This window comes from Streptomyces sp. XH2 (assembly GCF_049725035.1).
Lineage (GTDB): Bacteria > Actinomycetota > Actinomycetes > Streptomycetales > Streptomycetaceae > Streptomyces > Streptomyces roseoverticillatus.
On sequence record NZ_JBMMMZ010000003.1, the window covers coordinates 334,823 to 351,856 of the forward strand.

Consider the following 17,034-nt stretch of genomic DNA (forward strand, 5'->3'; position numbering starts at 1 on the left):
GGAACGGACCGGCACCGCCACCGTCGCGTTGCCGCAATCCCGGCGAAGGCGCCGCGGCAGGGGGCGGTGCCGGTCCCCGCGGCCGTGCCCGTACCGTGGTGGTGTGTATCGGTTCCTGCTGACTCCCCGCTGGTGGGCGATCAACGTCTTCACCGTGGTGGCCATCCCCTTCTGTCTCTTCATGGGCAGCTGGCAGCTCGGCCGCTTCGAAACGCGCGTCGACTCGCACCGCGAGCAGCAGACGCAGGCCGACGACGCCCGCGAGGCCGCGGCCGAGCCGCTGCGCGACCTCCTCCCCGTGACGACCGAGACCTCCGGCCGCAAGGCGACCGCCTCCGGCCGCTACGACGCCGAGCACCAGCTGCTCGTGCCCGAGCGGATGCTGGACGACCGCGAGGGCTTCTACGTGCTGACCCTCCTGCGCACGGACGACGGCAAGGCCCTTCCCGTCGTCCGCGGCTGGCTGCCCGGCGACGCGGACTCCAAGGCCGACACCGCCAAGGTGCCGGCCCCGCCGGCCGGCCACGTGACCGTCACCGGAGCCCTCCAGTCCTCGGAGAGCCCCGGCTCCAAGGGCGTACGGGCCGGGGGCGGCCTGCCCGCCGGCCAGCTCGGCGTGATCAGCGCCGCCTCACTGGTCAACGTCGTGCCGTACGGGGTCCACGACGCGTGGATCACCGCCACGGCGGCGGACGGGGCCATGACCCCGGTGCCCCCGGCCGCCGCCCCGGGCAGCGGCCTGGACCTCAAGGCCTTCCAGAACCTCGGCTACACCGGGGAGTGGTTCGTCTTCGCCGGCTTCGTGCTGTTCATGTGGGCCAGGCTCTTCCGCCGAGAGGCGGAGGCCGCACGGGACCGGGCCCTCGGCATCACTCCGGAGCAGGCTCCGGGCGGGACGGCTCCGGACGGGCAGGCTCCGGACGATTCCGGGCCGGACGGCCCAGGTGACGCTCCGCAAAAGCGATCTCCAGCCGGAGCTGCTTGATCCGCTCCTCCACCACCAGGGAGCCGTGCCCCGCGTCGTAGCGGTACACCTCCAGGGGGTGGCCGCGCTGCTCCAGCCGCTCCACGTAGTTCTCGATCTGGCGGATCGGGCACCGCGGGTCGTTCATGCCCGCGGAGATGTAGACCGGCGCCCGCACCTGCTCGACGTACGTCAGCGGTGACGAGGCCGCGTAGCGCTCCGGCACCTCCTCCGGAGTGCCGCCCAGCAGCGTGCGGTCCAGGGCCTTCAGGGCCTCCATCTCGTCGTGATAGGCCGTCACGTAGTCCGCGACGGGCACGCCGGCCAGGCCCAGCGCCCAGGCCTCCGGCTGGGTGCCCAGGCCGAGCAGCGTCAGATAGCCGCCCCACGACCCGCCCGCCAGCACCAGCCGCTCGGGGTCTGCGATCCCCGCGGAGACCGTCCAGTCCCGGACGGCCGCGATGTCCTCCAGCTCGATGAGGCCCACCCGGTGCTTGAGCGCGTCCGTCCATGCCCGGCCGTAGCCCGTCGAGCCCCGGTAGTTGACGCGGACGACCGCGTAGCCGTGGTCCACCCAGGCCGCGGGGCCCGCGGCGAAGGCGTCGCTGTCGTGCCACGTCGGGCCGCCGTGGATGTCGAAGACCGCCGGGAAGGGGCCGTCGCCCTCCGGCTTCTGGATCAGGGCGTGCACCTTGCCGCCGGGACCCTCCACCCACACGTCCTCGACCGGCACGGAGCCCGGAGCCCGGCCGACCCCGCCCGGCAGCGCCGGCGGATCCAGCACGACCTGCCCCGTCGTGGACCGCACCGCCGACGGCTCGGCGGCCGAGGACCACAGGAACTCCACGCTCCCGTCCGGCCGCGGCAGCGCGCCCGACACCGTGCCCGCCGGGGTGTCGAGGCGGGTCAGCGAGCCCTCGGCCAGGTCGTAGCGGAACAGCTCGCTGCGGGCCTGGAAGCTGTGCTCGATCAGCAGCGCCGAACCGTCCGGATACCAGCCGGCGTCCAGGTCGCCCGGCAGGTCGACGGCCAGCGCCGTCTCCTCGCCCGTCGCGGCGTCCCACAGCATCGGCTCCCAGCGGCCCCGCCGCTGGTGCCCCACGAGCAGCCGGGAATCCCCGGCCACCGGCGCGAAGCCCATCACCGCCAGGCCCAGCTCCTCCGTGCCGCCCCGCGTGTCGTCCAGCTCGGCGACGGCGCTGCCGTCCGGCCGCACGATCCGGACGGCCGAGTGCATCGCATCGCCGTGCTCCGTGTGCTCGATCGCGATCAGAGTGCCGTCGTACGACATGCCGCCGACACCCGCCGACTCCGCGTGCCGGTAGATCTCCACGGGCGCGGCACCCGGCCGCGCCACGTGGACCGTGGACCCGCCCTTGTCCGTGGAGCGGCCGACCACGGCCGTGCCGTCCCTGCCCAGGGCCAGTCCGGCCGGATAGGAGGGTTCCAGGCCGGGCGTGGCGGGCTCGTCGGGACCGCCGTGGAAGGGCTGGCGCATCCACACGCCGAACTCGTCCCCGTCCGTGTCGGCGAACCACCAGATCCACTCGCCGTCGGGCGGGAGCACCCCGCCCGTCGTCCCGTTCGGCCGGTCGGTCACCTGCCGCTGCCCGCCCGTCGCCCTGTCCCACGCGTACACCTCGAAGGTGCCCGTCACGTTCGACACGAACAGCGCGCGGTCGGGGGCGTCCTTCGCCCATCTCGGCAGCCCGACCCGCGGCGCCCGGAAGCGCTTCTCCCAGTCCGGCATGGCGCCCGGCACGGCCGCGCCGGGCCTCTCGTCATTCAGCTCGGCCCCGTTGCTCTCAGTCATGGACCCATTCTGCGCCGGAGCGCGGGCCGGGCGTCCAGACGAGCCCCAGCCTGTGGAAAACTCCCATTCCGCTTAGGCGTTGCCGCAGGTTCAGGACCGGTCTCCCGGTACCGGGCGCAGGCCCAGCCGGTCGCCCGTGTCGTCGTCGAAGTCGGCCAGGAAACCGGCCAGCAGGTCCGTGAGGTGGTTCAGGCACCGCGCGCCGAACAGCACCGGCTGGTAGCCCGAGACCCGGTAGGGAGTCGCGACGACCGCGTGCACGTCCAGCTCCCGGACCTCGCACCGGTCCAGCCGCGCGAGCTCGCCGTACGAGGACAGCAGCGCCGCGCCGTAGGCCTTGGGCGGGCCCGCCCAAGGCCCGCTCCCCGATCCGCTCCCCGATCCGTTCCCCGACCAATTCCCCGATCCGTTCCCCGGTCCGGGACTCGCCATCACGCCGAACTCGAGCGTGAACCAGTACACCCGGCTGATCAGATCAAGAGCCTCGGGCGTTTCGAGGCGCATCGCCGTACGCCCGAACATGCGGTACAGCTCCGCGAACCGGGGCGATGCGAGATGGATGCCATGCCCGAACACGTCGTGGATCACGTCCGGTTCGGGCGTGTACAGCGGCACCGACGGATGGCGGACGAACTGCACGGCGTGGAAATAGCCGTCCGCCATCGCTCCCAGGAAGCGCCGGTTCTCCACGAAACCACCCGCGAGTGTGAACGCGAACCCGGTCAGCGGCTTCAGCCGCTCGCTGACCTCCGCGTGCTGCGGTACGTGATCGGCCGGGATCGGTGCCGCCTCCACGGCGTCCAGGACCTCCCGGCAGGCGTACGCCCGGTGCGCCCCGCCCAGCGCGCCGTGGACCGTGCGCCAGGTCGCGTGTTCGGCCTCGGTGTACTCCACGGCCGGGGAGGGGGCGCCGACGCGGTGCCCGCGGGCGAGCCGCGCCACGGCGTTCCGCCGCCGCAGATACAGGCTGTCGCTCCGTCCCGGGTGCTGCGCCGCCGTGCCGAGCCGGCCCTCGGGCGTCACCGGCGTGCGTGACCAGACATGACTCATGACACACAAAGTGCCCAGAGGGCATCAGAGAGTAACCCGCGCCCTGTCGGATCGCGGCTTGAGATGCGCCGGGCCCGTACCGGTGCCAGCGTGGACTGTGGGCCGCCCTGCGTACAGGAGGTTTGTCATGACGACCAAGACGGCGTGGAACGCCCAGATCGACATCACTGAAGAAGGCCGCAAGGTCACCGCCGACGCCACGCTGATCGGCAAGGGCGGGCAACGGCAACTGGTGGGGCACGGCGTCGCCCGGTGCAATCCGGCCGACCAGAACGACCCCGCCATCGGCGACGAACTCGCAGCGGCCCGCGCTCTCGCGGACCTCACCAACAAGCTGCTCGACAATGCCGCGCACGACATCGAGTCGCACACGCATCAACCGGTCAAGGGATCTCTCGCCTCCTGAATTGTCCCGGCTGAACCACCCGGACGTCCCGACTGAACCATCCCGACGCCGATTTCGGCGTGGCGTCCGACCTTGATCCCGCCTATCCCAGGCTTTACTACAAGGGAGATGGCCAATCACGAGACAGAACGACGCGCTTCCGGGCGGCGTGGTCTGCTGACGGGGCTCGCCGGGCTCGCAGCCGGGGCCACGCTCGGGGCCGGCCGGCCCTCCGCACCCGCGCCCCCGGGCGTCGTCCTCCTCGGCGCGTACACGTCCGACCTGGGCGGAGGCGGCGCCTCGGGGGCCGCCGGCTCCGGGCCCAGCACCAGCACCGGCCTTGGCGTCGGCATCGGCCTCGCCTCGTACGACCGGAAGACAGGGCGGATGACCGCGGCGGGGGTGATCGAGGGGGTGGCCGATCCGTCCTACCTGGCGCTGCACCCGCGCGGCCACACCCTCTACGCCGTCAACGAGCGGCAGAACGGCACGGTGACGGCCGTCCGGCTGGCCGACCGCCGGATCCTGGGGACGCGGACCACCGGCGGTGCCCTGCCGTGCCATGTATCGGTCCACCCGAGCGGCCGCTGGCTGCTGACCGCCAACTACCTCTCGGGCAGCGTGGCCGTTCACCCGATCGACGCAACGGGCGCCCTGGCCGAACCGTCCGACGTGGTCGCGCACCTCGTCCCCCCGCCCGGCCCGGACCAGGAGAGCGCGCACGCCCACCAGATCATCACCAGCCCCGACGGCCGTTTCGTACTCGCGGTGGATCTCGGCAACGATACGGTGTACACGTATCGCCTCGACCCAACCTCCGGGCGACTCACGCGAATTACCCATGTGAGCCTCGCTCCGGGAGCGGGCCCGCGCCATCTGACCTTCCACCCCCGCGGCAAGTTCGCATACGTGGCGAACGAACTCGACAACACGGTCGTCGTCTGTGCCTACGATCCGTCGACGGGTGATCTCAGCCCCGGGCCCGCGCGCCCCACCGGCTCCGGCACCGGCGGCGCCAGGAACTATCCGGCGCACATCCTGGTCGGAAAGTCGGGCCGTTTCGCTTACCTCGCCAACCGGGGTCACAACAGCATCGCCCGCTATGCCGTCGAGGCGTCCGGCGCGAGGCTGCGCCTGCTGAACACCGTTCCGGTACGCGGTGACTTCCCGCGCCACATCGCCTTCTCCCCCGACGAGCGCCTGCTCTTCGCGGCGAACCAGCGATCAGGCTCCGTGACGGTGTTCCGGGCGGATCCGGGCAGCGGCCGTCTGACTCCTTCCGGAGCCCCGTACCCCGCCCCGGGGGCCGCCTGCGCCCTGGTTCGCTTTTGACATTGTTTACCCCCTTTTTAGTCGGTGACGAGAACTCGACTGACGACTTGTCGTCATGGGTTCTCATGGACCGACGCGGCGCGTCCGGGCCAGAGTTGATCACCAGGGAGTGGCGGCCCGGCCTGCCGCCGCGCAACGGGGGGATCTCATGTGGAGTACGCGTTTCCTACTGCCTCTCCTCATTCCGCTTGCGCTGACGCGCCCGTAACAGCAGGCCGGCGGAACAGAGCAGGTCGGTGATACTCCCACCTGCCGCAGCCCGCCGCCACGCCGGCCCGCCCGGGACACGGGGAAACCCCGGGGTACGCGGAAATGCGAGGCGATCAATGATCTATCAGAGCACTCACGAAATGATTCTGGACGACGTTTTTCTCGACCTGTCCGGCTTCATATCAGGGGTCAATCTCCTGCTCAAGGTCGAAGGCTTCAACCCGGCCGGTTCCATCAAGATGAAAGCCGCTGTCGGCCTGCTGGAGGATGCGGAGCACCGGGGTCTCCTGACGCCCGGCGGGCACGTCATCGAATCCTCCTCCGGCAATCTCGGCATCGCGCTGAGCTCGGTGTGCGCCGCCCGCGGCTACCGCTTCACCTGCGTGGTCGACCCCAACACGTCCGCCCACAGCATCGCGCTGATGCAGGCCTACGGGGCGGAGGTCGTATCCGTCGACCGGCGGGACAGCAACGGGGGCTACCTGCAGTCCCGCATCGACTACATCCACCGGCGCATCGCCGACGATCCCTCACTCGTCTGGCCCAACCAGTACGCGAACCCGGCCAACCCCAGGGCGCATTACGAGCGCACGGCGGCCGCAATCGTCAAGCAGGGGTTCGACGTCGACTATCTCTTCGTCGGAGCCGGAACCACCGGGACACTGATGGGCTGCATCGCGTACTTCCGGGAGAACTCCCCGCAGACGAAGGTGATCGCCGTCGACACCGTCGGTTCCGTCACCTTCGGAAACCCGCCCGGAAGGCGCCACATACCGGGGCTGGGCACCAGCCGGCGGCCCGAGATCCTCGACCCGGAACGGATCGAGCACATCGAGCACGTGGCCATGGTTCCCGAGATCGAAGCCGTCCGCATGTGCCGCCTGCTGGCGGCGCAGCGCGGCATCGCGGCCGGTGGCTCGACCGGGTCGGTACTGGCCGCTGTCGAGCGTCAGCGGACGGAAATCCCTTCCGGGGCACGGGTCGTGGCGATCGCGCCCGACCTCGGTGACCGGTATCTGAGCACCATCTACGACGACGCGTGGGTGCAGGAACGGTTCGGGCAACGGGTTCCGGCGTAGTCGTGATTCACGAAGCCCGAAGCCCGAAGCCCGAAGCCCGAAGTCTGAAGCCCGAAGTATGAATTCTGAAATCTGAATTCTGAAGTCCGAGCCTGAAGCCTGAAGACCTCATTCCTGAATTTCTGAAGGGACAGCGATGTTCGAGTTCAGCGTCATCGGCGGAAAGACCGCCCGAGACATCATCGGCCGCACACGGCAGCAGATCGTGTCGGAGGTGCGCGACACCTACCTGACCCACCACGCGGGCGAGTCGGTCAACCCCAACAGCTATTTCCTGCGCTTCCCCGACAAGCCCGACAGCCGCATCATCGCGCTGCCCGCCTACCTGGGCGGCAAGTCCGATGTCGCGGGCATCAAGTGGATCAGCAGTTTCCCGGCCAACATCACCAAGGGGTTCCCGCGCGCCTCCGCGGCCCTCCTGCTCAACGACTACGAGACCGGTTACCCCTTCGCCTGCCTGGAGGCCTCCCAGATCAGCGCGGCGCGTACCGCCGCCTCCGCCGTCCTGGCGGCGGAACAGCTGACCGGCGGACGCACCGCCAAGCGGCTGACCATCGTCGGCGCGGGCATCATCGCCCGCAACATCCTGGAGTTCTTCACCGCCCAGGAGTGGTCCGTGGACGAGCTGGTCATCCACGACCGGCTGCCCGAGTACAGCAAGGCCTTCGCCGAGTACGCCACCTCCTCGCTGGGCCACCGGACCACCACCGAGGACGACCTGACGGCCGCCCTGACCGGCTCCGACCTCGTGGTCCTCGCCACCACGGCCGGCGAGCCGTACATCACGGACCCCGCGGCCTTCGCCGCCGGCCAGGTCGTCCTGAACGTCTCGCTGCGCGACATCGGCCCGGAGATCATCCTGGGGGCGCAGAACATCCTCGACGACGTCGAGCACTGCATGACCGCCAACACCTCGCCGCACCTGGCCGAGCAGAAGTACGGACACCGCGACTTCATCGACGGCACGCTCGCGGACGTCATCCGCGGCGACGTCCGGCCCGTCAAGGACCGTCCGGTGATCTTCTCCCCGTTCGGGCTGGGCGTCCTCGACCTCGCCGTCGGCATGCACGTCTACCGCACGGCGCGGGAGAGCGGCGAGGCCGTCGACGTGCCGGACTTCTTCGGTGAGACCCGTCGGTGGTGACGATGACTTCTTCCACGACTTCTTCCACGACCTCTTCCACGACCTCTTCCCTGACGTCTTCCACGACCCCTTCCGCGACCTCTTTGTCCATGGAACCCGGTGTCTGCATCATCGGTTTCGGCTCCCGGGGCCTCGGCGTCCTGGAGCGGATCGTCACCCTGACCTCGGCCCCCGAATGGGGCGGCAGGCCCTTCACCGTCGACATCGTCGATCCGCGGTGCGACGCCATTGGTATTCACGACCCGGCCCAGCCGGATTACCTGTTGCTCAACACCACATGCAGGCAGGTCTCGCCGTTCCCCGAGGAGGCGACGGTCGGCGACACCGTCGCCGACCGTGGGCCCAACCTGTACGAGTGGGTCCGTGAACGCGGCCTCCGGATGGCCGAGGACGGCTACACGCTCGGCTCCGCAGGCCGCGAGATACGCGCGGACGACTACCTTCCGCGGCGCATCCTCGGCGAGTACCTCTCGTGGTTCCTCCGGCGTGTCGTGGACCGCGCGCCCGACCACCTGGTGATCCGGTTCCACCGGACCGAGGCCGTGGAACTCACGGCCCTGCCCGACGGCAGCCGCCGTATCGTCCTCGACGACGGCGGCGTCCTGTCCGCCCCGTACGTCTTCCTCACCACCGGACACACCCCGCCGGCCGCCCTGCCCGAGCAGGACCGGCCGCTGGGGGAGCACCGCAGGATCCGCGAGATCTACCCGCCGGTGAGCCGGTTCGCCGGCATCCGGCCCGGACAGACGGTCGCCCTCGCGGGCACCGGCCTGTCCGGCATGGACGCCCTCGCGGCGCTCACCCTCGGCCGGGGCGGCAGGTACACCACCACCGACGGGACGCTGCAGTACGTCCCGAGCGGAGCCGAGCCCCGCATCCTGCTGTACTCCCGTACGGGGCTGCCCTTCCGCGCCCGCCCGCGGGCCAACCGCCAGGGCCGGCTGTACGAGCCCCTGGTGTTCACGGCGGAGGCCGTCGACCGCCTGCGGGCCGACGCTCCCGAGGGCGGCCTGAGCCTCCACGGCGACCTGCTGCCGCTCATCCGCACCGAGATGCGCATAGCCTTCCACCTCCGCTGCGCCGGACTGGTCGGTGGCGACGGGGGCCGGGCGGCCGAGGACGGGGCGGCCGAGGCTCGTACGGCTGAGGACCGTAGGGGGGCGGAGGACCGTACGGCTGAGGACCGTACGGCGGACGCCCTCCGCGAGGCCGTGGCGGCCGGACGCCTCGACTCCGAGCTGGACAGGCTGGACGCCGAGCACCGCACCGCCTTCGGGCTCCTGGACCCGGAGGAACTGCTCTTCCCCGAACCGGGCGACCTCTCCGGCAGCCGCGCCTACCAGGACTGGTACGGCGCCCGCCTCGCGGAAGACCTGGAGCAGGCCGAGCGGGGCCTGGCCGGCAGCCCGGTCAAGGCCGCGCTGGAGGTGCTCCGCGACCGCCGTGAGCTGATCCGCAGGGCCGTCGACTTCGCGGGGCTCGACGAGAAGTCCCACGACGAGTTCTACGGGTCCTTCACCGCCGTACTGAACCGGTCCGTGACCGGCCCCCAGCTGGACCGGCACCAGGAGCTGCTCGCCCTGCTGCGGGCCGGGGTGGCCGCCGTCCCGTTCGGCCCCGAGCCGGAGGTGGCCTGGGACGAGGCGGGCGGGTGCTGGCGGCTGTCCTCCACCCGCCTGGCCGAGCCGTACTCCGCCACCGCCGACTGGCTCTGCCACGCCACGTCCGGTCAGCCGGACGTCGAGCGCACGGGCAGCCGGCTGCTCGCCGGCCTGGTCCGCACGGGCGTCATCCGCCGGCACCGCTCCGCCGTGGCGAACAGCCGGGGCGTGGACCTCACGCGCGGCCTGCACCCGGTCGGCGGCGACGGCGCGGCGGACGAACGCATGTGGGTGCTCGGCCCGCTGTCCGAAGGCACCACGTTCTACAACCACTACGTGCCGTCGCCGGGCGGGTTCTCGCGGGCGCTGAGTGACGCTCACAGGAGCGTGGTGGAGATGCTCGCGGCGGCGGGTGAGGCGGCGGGCGCGGCGGCGAGTGAAGCGGAGGGCGAGGCAGGGAGCGGGGCAGGGGGCGAGACGGAGGGCTCTATTGCGGCAGAGGTGTCCGAAAAGGAGTCACCCACAGAGACGCCATCCGCAAAGGTGGCTCTGTGAACGCTGCTCTCGCAACCCTCCCCATCCTCGTCACGCTGGGACTCCTCGCCTTCGGGGTACGCGCCCTCTACGCGGCCCTGTCGGCCCTGGCGACCGCAATCGTCATCACGGCCACCTCCTTCCGTACGCCGCTCGGTGAACTCGGCCACGCCGAACAGCACATGCTGCCGACGATCGTCGAACTGGCCGCGATCCTCTTCGGCGGCATCCTGCTCAGCGAGCTGATGACCCGTACCGGCGCACAGTCGCGCCTGGGCAACTGGATAGGCAGCGCCTGCAGTTCGCCCAGCCGTGCAGTGCTGCTCGTCATGCTTGGAGTGACGCCTTTCGCCGAGTCCCTCACCGGATTCGGCATCGGCGTCATCGTGGCCATTCCCCTCCTGCGCCAACTGGGCCTGCCGCCGGCGAAGGCCGCGGTGGTCGGCCTGCTGGGACTGGTGACGGTGCCCTGGGGGTCACTGGCGCCGGGCAGCCTGGTCGCGGCGGAGCTCGGAGGGGTCGATTTCCAGCAACTGGGCATCGACTCCGCCTTCCTCTCCGCGCCGGTCTTCCTCATCACCGGATCGGCCGCACTGATCGTCGCGCTCGGCGTGCGCCGTGCCGTGGCCTCGGCCGGTGACCTGATCCTGGCCGTGGCGGCCCTCTGGGGCACCGTCTGGGCCGTCAACACCTTCATCGGCGTGCCGCTGGCGGGCGTCCTCGGCGGACTCGTCACCATGGTCGTCCTGCTGCTGGTCTCGCGGCTGCTGGAGCAGGCCGGCGCGGGCGCGCAGCGGGAGTCCATAGGCCGCACCCTCTCCCCGTACGGCTTCCTCGTCGCCGGCCTCCTGGTGAGCCGGCTGGTCCTGGAGTCGGCGGGCGTCAAGGAAGGCTGGTGGACGGTCGTCGCCGGCCCCGGCGGCTGGCTGCTCCTGACCGCCGTCCTCACGCCGAAGCTGCTGGGGGCCGGTGAGCCCGTGCTGGGCACGGCCGCTCGCGCGGCGCTCGGCCGCTGGTGGCAGGTGACCCTGACGACGGTCGTGTTCCTGACCCTGGGCACCCTGCTCACCGTCACCGGCATGAGCCAGGAGCTCGCCGAGGCCTGCGCCTCGATCGGCTCCTCGTATCTCGTGCTCGCGCCCTGGATCGGCGCCATCGGCGGCTTCCTCGCCGGCTCCAACACGGGCGCCAACGCGATGTTCGCCGCCAGCCAGGCCAACACCGCCGAGGCCCTCGGCTACTCCACCGGCCACCTTGTGGCGGTGCAGAACGTGAGCGCGGCGCTCGCCTCGGGCGCCTCCAGTGCCCGCGTCGTCCTGGCGGCACAGCTGGCGGAGAACGCGCCGGGGCCGGCGGCCGCGGCGGTCGTGCCGGCCCGGGAGTCCGTATCCGCATCGGGGGGCCGCACGGCGACGCCGGTGCTGCAGGCCCCGGCGGAAGCGGAGACGGCGACGAGCCGCCCGGTCGACACGCGGTGGGTCCTGCGCACGGTGCTGTCGGTGCATGCGCTCGTGTTCCTGACGACGGGTGCGATAGCGGTCGTGTGGCAGTGACGGAGGAACGGAAGACGTAAGAGACGTAAGAAGCGCCGCAGAGCGAGTGAACGGCGAAACCAGAAGCACAGCGAATCCAGAAGCACAGCGAAACCAGAAGCACGGCACGACGAAAGAACCGCAGAACGATAGAACCGCAGAGCGAAAGAACGGAAGCACTGGAATGAAGCCCCCGGTAGTCCTGATAGCTGACCCACTCTCGCCCGCGGCGATCGACGCCCTGGGCGAAGGCGTTGAGATCCGCCATGTCGACGGTACGGACCGGGCCGCGCTGCTGGCAGCCGTCCGGGACGCCGATGCCCTGCTCGTCCGCAGCGGCACCCGCGCCGACGCCGAGGTCATCGACGCCGCGCCCCGCCTCAAGGTCATCGGCCGGGCGGGCGTCGGTCTCGACAACGTCGACGTCGACGCGGCCACCCGCGCGGGCGTCCTCGTGGCCAACACGCCCACGGCCAACATCGTCAGCGCCGCGGAGATGACCTGCGCCCTGCTGCTGGCGGCGGCCCGCAACGTCCCGCAGGCCGACCATGCCCTGAAGCAGGGCTCCTGGGAGCGCAGCCGCTTCACGGGCGTGGAACTCTCGGGCAAGGTGCTCGGCATCGTGGGCCTGGGCCGCATCGGCGTGCTGGTGGCCGAGCGGCTGACGGCCTTCGGCATGAAGGTCATCGCCTACGACCCGTACGTGGTGGGGGAGCGCGCCACGGAACTCGGCATCGAGCTGACCGACCTCGACGGCCTCCTCACCCGCGCCGACTTCGTGACGGTCCACCTTCCCCGTACCCCCGAGACGACCGGCCTCATCGGTCACCGGGAACTCCGCAAGGCCAAGCCCACCGCGTACTTCGTCAACGTCGCCCGCGGCGGCATCATCGACGAGGCCGCCCTGACCGACGCCCTGCGCACCGGCCGCATAGCCGGTGCGGCCCTGGACGTCTTCGAGAACGAGCCTCCCGCGGGCTCCCCTCTCCTCGCCCTGGACAACGTGGTGGTCACCCCGCACCTGGGCGCCTCGACCCGAGAGGCCCAGGAGAAGGCGGGCACGCAAGTGGCGAGGTCGGTGTCCCTGGCCCTGAAGGGCGCCCCGGTCCCGGACGCGGTGAACACCCCGCTGAACACCCCGCGCCCCTTCGCCGAGGCGCTCAGCTGACGCCCGACGACGCGAACGGGCCCGGCTCCGACGGAGCCGGGCCCGTTCGCGTGGGGCCGTGCCTCAAGCCGGCGACTGCTACTTCGGGACGGTCCAGAGCTGGCGCTTGTAGGTGTTGGCGGCGTGCAGCTGGATCTTGGTGCCGTTGGCGGTGCTGCCGCCGGTCACGTCGAGGACCTTGCCGGAAGCGACGTGCACGATCTGCCCCTTCTCGTTGACCGACCAGCGCTGCGAGGCGCCGCCGTTGCAGTCGAAGAGCTCGATCTTGTTGCCGTCGGCGCTCGCGTTGCGCGCGTTGTCCAGGCACTTGCCCAGCGCGCGGAACGTGCCGTCCTTGCCCAGGATCCAGGACTGCGCCACCGACCCGTTGCAGGAGTAGAGCTGGATCTGGGTGCCGTTGACCGCCTTCCCGCCCTTGACGTCGAGGCACTTGCCGCCGAGGCCGGTCACCTTGCCCTGGGGCGGAACGGCCACGCCGGCGCCGGCGGCGAGGTAGCGCAGGCCCTGCGCGTCGAACTGCTGGACGTAGGTGCCCACACGACCGTCCTGGTAGCCGTGGTTCGCGGTGCACATCACCGGCTTCTCGCCGGAGTCCTTGCCCGTGGCGCAGTCGCCGCGCGTCGCGCTGCGGTCCGCGTGCGTCAGGCCCATGGTGTGGCCGAGCTCGTGGCTGATGTGGTTGCGCATGAACGTCTCGCCCCAGGACGGGGCGGGCTTGCCGTCCTTGGTGAAGAACTCGCTGTCGATGTAGGCGTGCCCGCTGGTCACGGTGCCCGGGATCGACGAGGAGATGAGACCGCAGCTCAGATTGGGGGTCCCCGAGCCGTCACGGACGATCTTCCAGCCGGTCTGGCCGTTGTCCGCCGGCGGCACGCACGGGCGCTTGAGCACCCCGATGACGATCTCGCCCTTGGGCCGGGAGTAGTTCCAGCCGACGGGGGCGGTGTCGACGGAGACGGGCAGGTTGGTGATGCGCTTCAGGTCGGCTGCGGACGCCTTCACGTAGCGGCCCAGCCAGTCCACGGACTGCTGGTCGTAGAACTTGATCGTGTAGCCGGTCGGCAGGGACTTGGTCATGCCGTTGGCCAGCTTCCACCCCTCGCCCTGCGGTGCCGCGGCCACCGCCGCCCTCGTGTGCGCGGGTGCCGTGCCCGGCGACATCACACCGTTGTCGAAGACGGTCCCGTCGGTCGCGGAGACACCGGAATCCACCTGGCCGGACGGCTCGTTCGCCGGTGCCGCGGCCGTCTCCGTGGTGGTGCTCTCGGAGCTCCCGGAGCCCTCAGTGCCAAAGGCACCGGGCGAGAACTGCACGGTCACCGCGATTGCCGCCACGGCACCCGCGGCGGCGACGGCTATTCGGCGCTTACCGGTAAGTCGCATGTTCTGATCGGCCTTTCCCCGTTGCTTCACTGGTCGCCCCGGCCGGTGACCGCTCCGTCCGCCAGGGGCGCTGCGATCCTAGGCGGCCCGGCAACCACAGCGATCACCCAGCCGGGCCGGCCGTCGAAGCCATTGCCTCCGGCACAGACAAAAGGGACGCCTACCGCCGTCGCGGGCTCCCCGCTCTACATGCACACCGTTGTGTCGCGGCTCACATGCGGGGAGCCGTGCCCAGGGGTTCGCGCAAAACAGCAAGAGGCCTGATCCACTTTCGCGGATCAGGCCTCTGACCTGGTGTTTCACCTGTCGGGGTGGCGGGATTTGAACCCACGACCTCTTCGTCCCGAACGAAGCGCGCTGCCAAGCTGCGCTACACCCCGATGTTCTCCGGGCCCCTGATTTCTCAGGTCCCCGGCGCAACGAGCTCTACTTTAGCGGACTGGAGCCCGTAGGCGAAATCCGGTTTCGGGAGCCGTGCAGGTGGGGGCGTACGCGGTCGAGGAGGAGCAGGGTGAGGGCCAGGGCGTAGAAGGCCAGGCCGAAGGTGACGGCGTTGGTGGCGATGCCGTCGTAGCCGTGGAGATCGACGTCCAGGAAGGGGTACGGGTAGCGGCCGTCGGTGCCGGGGTCGAGGAGGGCGCCTCGGACCAGGGCGAACGGGAGGTAGAGGAGGGGGTAGAGCAGCCACTGCCCGGCGTGGCGCAGCAGGAAGCCGCCGGGCGCGGTGAGCAGGAGCCAGTCGAGGGCGGCCGTGAGCGGGGTCACGGTGTGGAGGAGCTGGTTGGCGATCGATTCCAGGGGCGTGCGCTCGCTGGTCATGGCGAACCCGCTGGAGTCGTTCGAGAGCACGAAGTGGAAGACCAGGCCCGTGATCGAGATGTAGAGCAGCGCGGCGCCCGTGATCCGCGGGGAGAGGGCCGGGCGCGCGGTCCAGGCGCGGTGGGCGGCCCAGGCGAAGGTGATCGCGACCAGGATGTTGGACTGGATCGTGAAGTAGCTGAAGAGCCTGCCCAGGTCGTCGGAGTCGATCGTGTCCAGGACGATGCCGGTGAGCGCGGCCAGGGCCACGAGCGCGCGGAAGGCCGCCGCGAAGGGGCGGCGGCCGGCCGGGACGACCGCGGAGGCGGGGACGCCCGCCGCGCCGGTCGTGCCGCGGCGGGTGGTGGAGGGGTTCGGGTCGATCATCCCTCCACCGTACGGGCGAGCTCCGGAAACCTGCCCTGCCCTGTCCTGCCCCGTCGCGCGGCTCAGTCGCGGGGGACGAGGGTGAGGAGGGTGGCCTCCGGGGGGCAGGCGAAGCGGACGGGGGTGTAGCGGTTCGTGCCGCAGCCTGCGGAGACGTGCAGGTAGGAGCGGTGGCCGCCGGCCTTGTGGGTGGACAGGCCCTTGACCCGGTCGGTGTCGATGTCGCAGTTGGTGACCAGTGCCCCGTAGAAGGGGATGCACAGCTGGCCGCCGTGCGTGTGCCCGGCGAGGATCAGTGGGTAGCGGTCGGCGGTGAAGGCGTCGAGGACCCGGAGGTACGGGGCGTGGACGACGGCCATGGAGAAGTCCGCGTCCTCGCGGGGGCCGCCGGTGACCTCCGCGTACCGGTCGCGCTTGATGTGCGGGTCGTCGAGGCCGGTGAGGGCGATGTCGTAGCCCGCGACCTTGAGGTCGCCGCGGGTGTTGGTCAGGTTGACCCAGCCCGCCGCGTCGAAGCCGTCGCGCAGCTCCTCCCACGGGTTGCGGGGCACGTCGACCACCGGGGCGTTGCCGTTGAGGCCGTGCCGGCCGCTGATCCGCTCCACCAGATAGCGGCCGGGGTTGCGCAGCTTGGGCCCGTAGTAGTCGTTCGAACCGAAGACGTAGGCACCCGGGAACTCCATCAGCGGGCCCAGCGCGTCGAGCGTCTCGGGCACGCCCTCCGTGTCGGAGAGGTTGTCCCCCGTGTTGATCACGAAGTCCGGGCGCAGGCCCGCGAGCGACTGCAGCCAGCGCTGCTTCTTGCGCTGCCCGGAGACCATGTGGATGTCGGAGACCTGGAGCACCCGCAGCGGCCGCATCCCGGCGGGCAGCACGGGCACGGTCACCCGCCGCAGCCGGAAGGACCGGACCTCGAAGCCGGCGGCGTAGGCGAGGCCGGCCGCGCCGACTGCCGCGATTCCCAGGGGTACTCCGTATCGAGCGCGCATGGGGTACATGGTCGCAGACCGTGGGGACTTGCCCTTCACGGGCTGTGGATGAGCAGGTGCCACCCGCCCCGCTGACTTAATGCGGCGCGCCATCCGTCGCCCAATGCGAAGATTGCGGCATGACCACGCTCAAGGCCAAGCTGCACGACGACCTCACCACCGCCATCAAGGCACGTGACGAGCTGCGCTCCTCCACCCTCCGGCTCACCCTCTCCGCCATCGCCTACGAGGAGACCGCGGGCAAGTCCGCCCGTGAGCTCTCCGACGACGAGGTGCTGAAGGTGATCACCCGCGAGGCGAAGAAGCGCCGTGAGGCCGCGGACGCGTTCGACAAGGGCGGCCGTGCCGAGCAGGCCGAGCGGGAGCGCGCGGAGGGCGAGGTCCTCGCCGGCTACCTGCCGAAGCAGCTGTCGGACGAGGAGCTCGCCGCCATCGTCGGCGAGGCGGTGGCCGAGGCCAAGGCCGGTGGCGCCGAGGGCCCCAAGGCCATGGGCGCCGTCATGAAGATCGTGAACCCCAAGGTCGCCGGCCGCGCCGACGGCAGCCGCGTCGCCGCGGAGGTCAAGCGGCTCCTCGCCGGCTGATCCACAGCCAGGCGGTCATGCATACATAAGAGAAGGGGCGCCCCGCCCCGGTGGGGGCCGGGGGCCCCGGGCGGTGGGGGG

At 71.0% G+C, this 17,034-nt stretch carries 13 protein-coding genes, 1 tRNA gene and 1 pseudogene; 9 read left to right on the top strand and 6 right to left on the bottom strand.

The genetic code is table 11. The features are described 5' to 3' along the window. Positions 1-103 precede the first annotated feature (103 nt). Positions 104-985 (top strand): SURF1 family protein, encoded by an 882-nt coding sequence (locus tag ACOTKD_RS08560; protein WP_424888257.1) that lies wholly within the window; start codon positions 104-106, stop codon positions 983-985. Here ACOTKD_RS08560 and ACOTKD_RS08565 read toward each other — a convergent pair. Continuing rightward, a complete protein-coding gene (locus ACOTKD_RS08565) occupies positions 870-2,777 on the bottom strand; it encodes a prolyl oligopeptidase family serine peptidase (protein ID WP_424888258.1) in 1,908 nt (635 codons plus the stop codon). The genes ACOTKD_RS08560 and ACOTKD_RS08565 overlap by 116 nt on opposite strands. Before the next feature lie 90 nt (positions 2,778-2,867). Continuing rightward, on the bottom strand, positions 2,868-3,827 hold the full coding sequence (locus tag ACOTKD_RS08570) for a phenylalanine 4-monooxygenase (RefSeq protein ID WP_424888259.1): 960 nt from the start codon (positions 3,825-3,827) through the stop codon (positions 2,868-2,870). A gap of 127 nt (positions 3,828-3,954) precedes the next feature. Between ACOTKD_RS08570 and ACOTKD_RS08575 the strand changes: the two genes are divergently transcribed. From ACOTKD_RS08575 to ACOTKD_RS08605, 7 genes and pseudogenes are all read left to right on the top strand, one after another. Continuing rightward, positions 3,955-4,233 carry a dsRBD fold-containing protein gene (locus ACOTKD_RS08575; RefSeq protein ID WP_424888260.1) on the top strand — a complete coding sequence of 93 codons (279 nt, stop codon included), beginning with the start codon at positions 3,955-3,957 and terminating at the stop codon, positions 4,231-4,233. Between the two features lie 108 nt (positions 4,234-4,341). Next, positions 4,342-5,544, top strand: coding sequence for a lactonase family protein (locus ACOTKD_RS08580; protein WP_424888261.1), 1,203 nt, complete (start codon positions 4,342-4,344; stop codon positions 5,542-5,544). Positions 5,545-5,894: 350 nt separating this feature from the next. Beyond that, positions 5,895-6,833, top strand: coding sequence for a 2,3-diaminopropionate biosynthesis protein SbnA (gene sbnA / locus ACOTKD_RS08585; RefSeq protein WP_424888262.1), 939 nt, complete (start codon positions 5,895-5,897; stop codon positions 6,831-6,833). Positions 6,834-6,969: 136 nt separating this feature from the next. Beyond that, positions 6,970-7,977: a 2,3-diaminopropionate biosynthesis protein SbnB gene (gene sbnB, locus ACOTKD_RS08590; protein ID WP_424888263.1), complete on the top strand. Its 1,008-nt coding sequence runs from the start codon at positions 6,970-6,972 to the stop codon at positions 7,975-7,977. An 89-nt stretch (positions 7,978-8,066) separates the two neighbouring features. Then, positions 8,067-10,133, top strand: coding sequence for an FAD/NAD(P)-binding protein (locus tag ACOTKD_RS08595; RefSeq protein WP_424888264.1), 2,067 nt, complete (start codon positions 8,067-8,069; stop codon positions 10,131-10,133). Next, positions 10,130-11,665, top strand: coding sequence for an L-lactate permease (locus ACOTKD_RS08600; protein WP_424888265.1), 1,536 nt, complete (start codon positions 10,130-10,132; stop codon positions 11,663-11,665). The genes ACOTKD_RS08595 and ACOTKD_RS08600 overlap by 4 nt, the downstream gene beginning before the upstream one ends. Before the next feature lie 163 nt (positions 11,666-11,828). Continuing rightward, positions 11,829-12,767: pseudogene (locus ACOTKD_RS08605) on the top strand (hydroxyacid dehydrogenase); the annotation flags it as partial. A 123-nt stretch (positions 12,768-12,890) separates the two neighbouring features. On the opposite strand, the gene ACOTKD_RS08610 reads toward ACOTKD_RS08605, so the two are convergent. The 4 genes from ACOTKD_RS08610 to ACOTKD_RS08625 form a co-directional block, all read right to left on the bottom strand. Continuing rightward, complete coding sequence (locus ACOTKD_RS08610) at positions 12,891-14,195, bottom strand: ricin-type beta-trefoil lectin domain protein (RefSeq protein ID WP_424888266.1); 1,305 nt, start codon at positions 14,193-14,195, stop codon at positions 12,891-12,893. A 306-nt stretch (positions 14,196-14,501) separates the two neighbouring features. Then, positions 14,502-14,575 (bottom strand) — tRNA-Pro (locus ACOTKD_RS08615). Between the two features lie 46 nt (positions 14,576-14,621). Further along, on the bottom strand, positions 14,622-15,380 hold the full coding sequence (locus ACOTKD_RS08620; RefSeq protein WP_424888267.1) for a Pr6Pr family membrane protein: 759 nt from the start codon (positions 15,378-15,380) through the stop codon (positions 14,622-14,624). A 62-nt stretch (positions 15,381-15,442) separates the two neighbouring features. Further along, positions 15,443-16,369, bottom strand: coding sequence for a metallophosphoesterase (locus ACOTKD_RS08625; protein ID WP_424888268.1), 927 nt, complete (start codon positions 16,367-16,369; stop codon positions 15,443-15,445). Positions 16,370-16,488: 119 nt separating this feature from the next. Between ACOTKD_RS08625 and ACOTKD_RS08630 the strand changes: the two genes are divergently transcribed. Then, positions 16,489-16,953 carry a GatB/YqeY domain-containing protein gene (locus ACOTKD_RS08630; RefSeq protein ID WP_424888269.1) on the top strand — a complete coding sequence of 155 codons (465 nt, stop codon included), beginning with the start codon at positions 16,489-16,491 and terminating at the stop codon, positions 16,951-16,953. Positions 16,954-17,034: the final 81 nt, after the last annotated feature.

Coding starts and splice junctions, on each gene's coding strand:
- ACOTKD_RS08565 (WP_424888258.1), bottom strand. CDS start 2,777: ATGACTGAGAGCAACGGGGCCGAGCTGAATGACGAGAGGCCCGGCGCG.
- ACOTKD_RS08570 (WP_424888259.1), bottom strand. CDS start 3,827: ATGAGTCATGTCTGGTCACGCACGCCGGTGACGCCCGAGGGCCGGCTC.
- ACOTKD_RS08575 (WP_424888260.1), top strand. CDS start 3,955: ATGACGACCAAGACGGCGTGGAACGCCCAGATCGACATCACTGAAGAA.
- ACOTKD_RS08580 (WP_424888261.1), top strand. CDS start 4,342: ATGGCCAATCACGAGACAGAACGACGCGCTTCCGGGCGGCGTGGTCTG.
- sbnA (WP_424888262.1), top strand. CDS start 5,895: ATGATTCTGGACGACGTTTTTCTCGACCTGTCCGGCTTCATATCAGGG.
- sbnB (WP_424888263.1), top strand. CDS start 6,970: ATGTTCGAGTTCAGCGTCATCGGCGGAAAGACCGCCCGAGACATCATC.
- ACOTKD_RS08595 (WP_424888264.1), top strand. CDS start 8,067: ATGGAACCCGGTGTCTGCATCATCGGTTTCGGCTCCCGGGGCCTCGGC.
- ACOTKD_RS08610 (WP_424888266.1), bottom strand. CDS start 14,195: ATGCGACTTACCGGTAAGCGCCGAATAGCCGTCGCCGCCGCGGGTGCC.
- ACOTKD_RS08620 (WP_424888267.1), bottom strand. CDS start 15,380: ATGATCGACCCGAACCCCTCCACCACCCGCCGCGGCACGACCGGCGCG.
- ACOTKD_RS08625 (WP_424888268.1), bottom strand. CDS start 16,369: ATGCGCGCTCGATACGGAGTACCCCTGGGAATCGCGGCAGTCGGCGCG.
- ACOTKD_RS08630 (WP_424888269.1), top strand. CDS start 16,489: ATGACCACGCTCAAGGCCAAGCTGCACGACGACCTCACCACCGCCATC.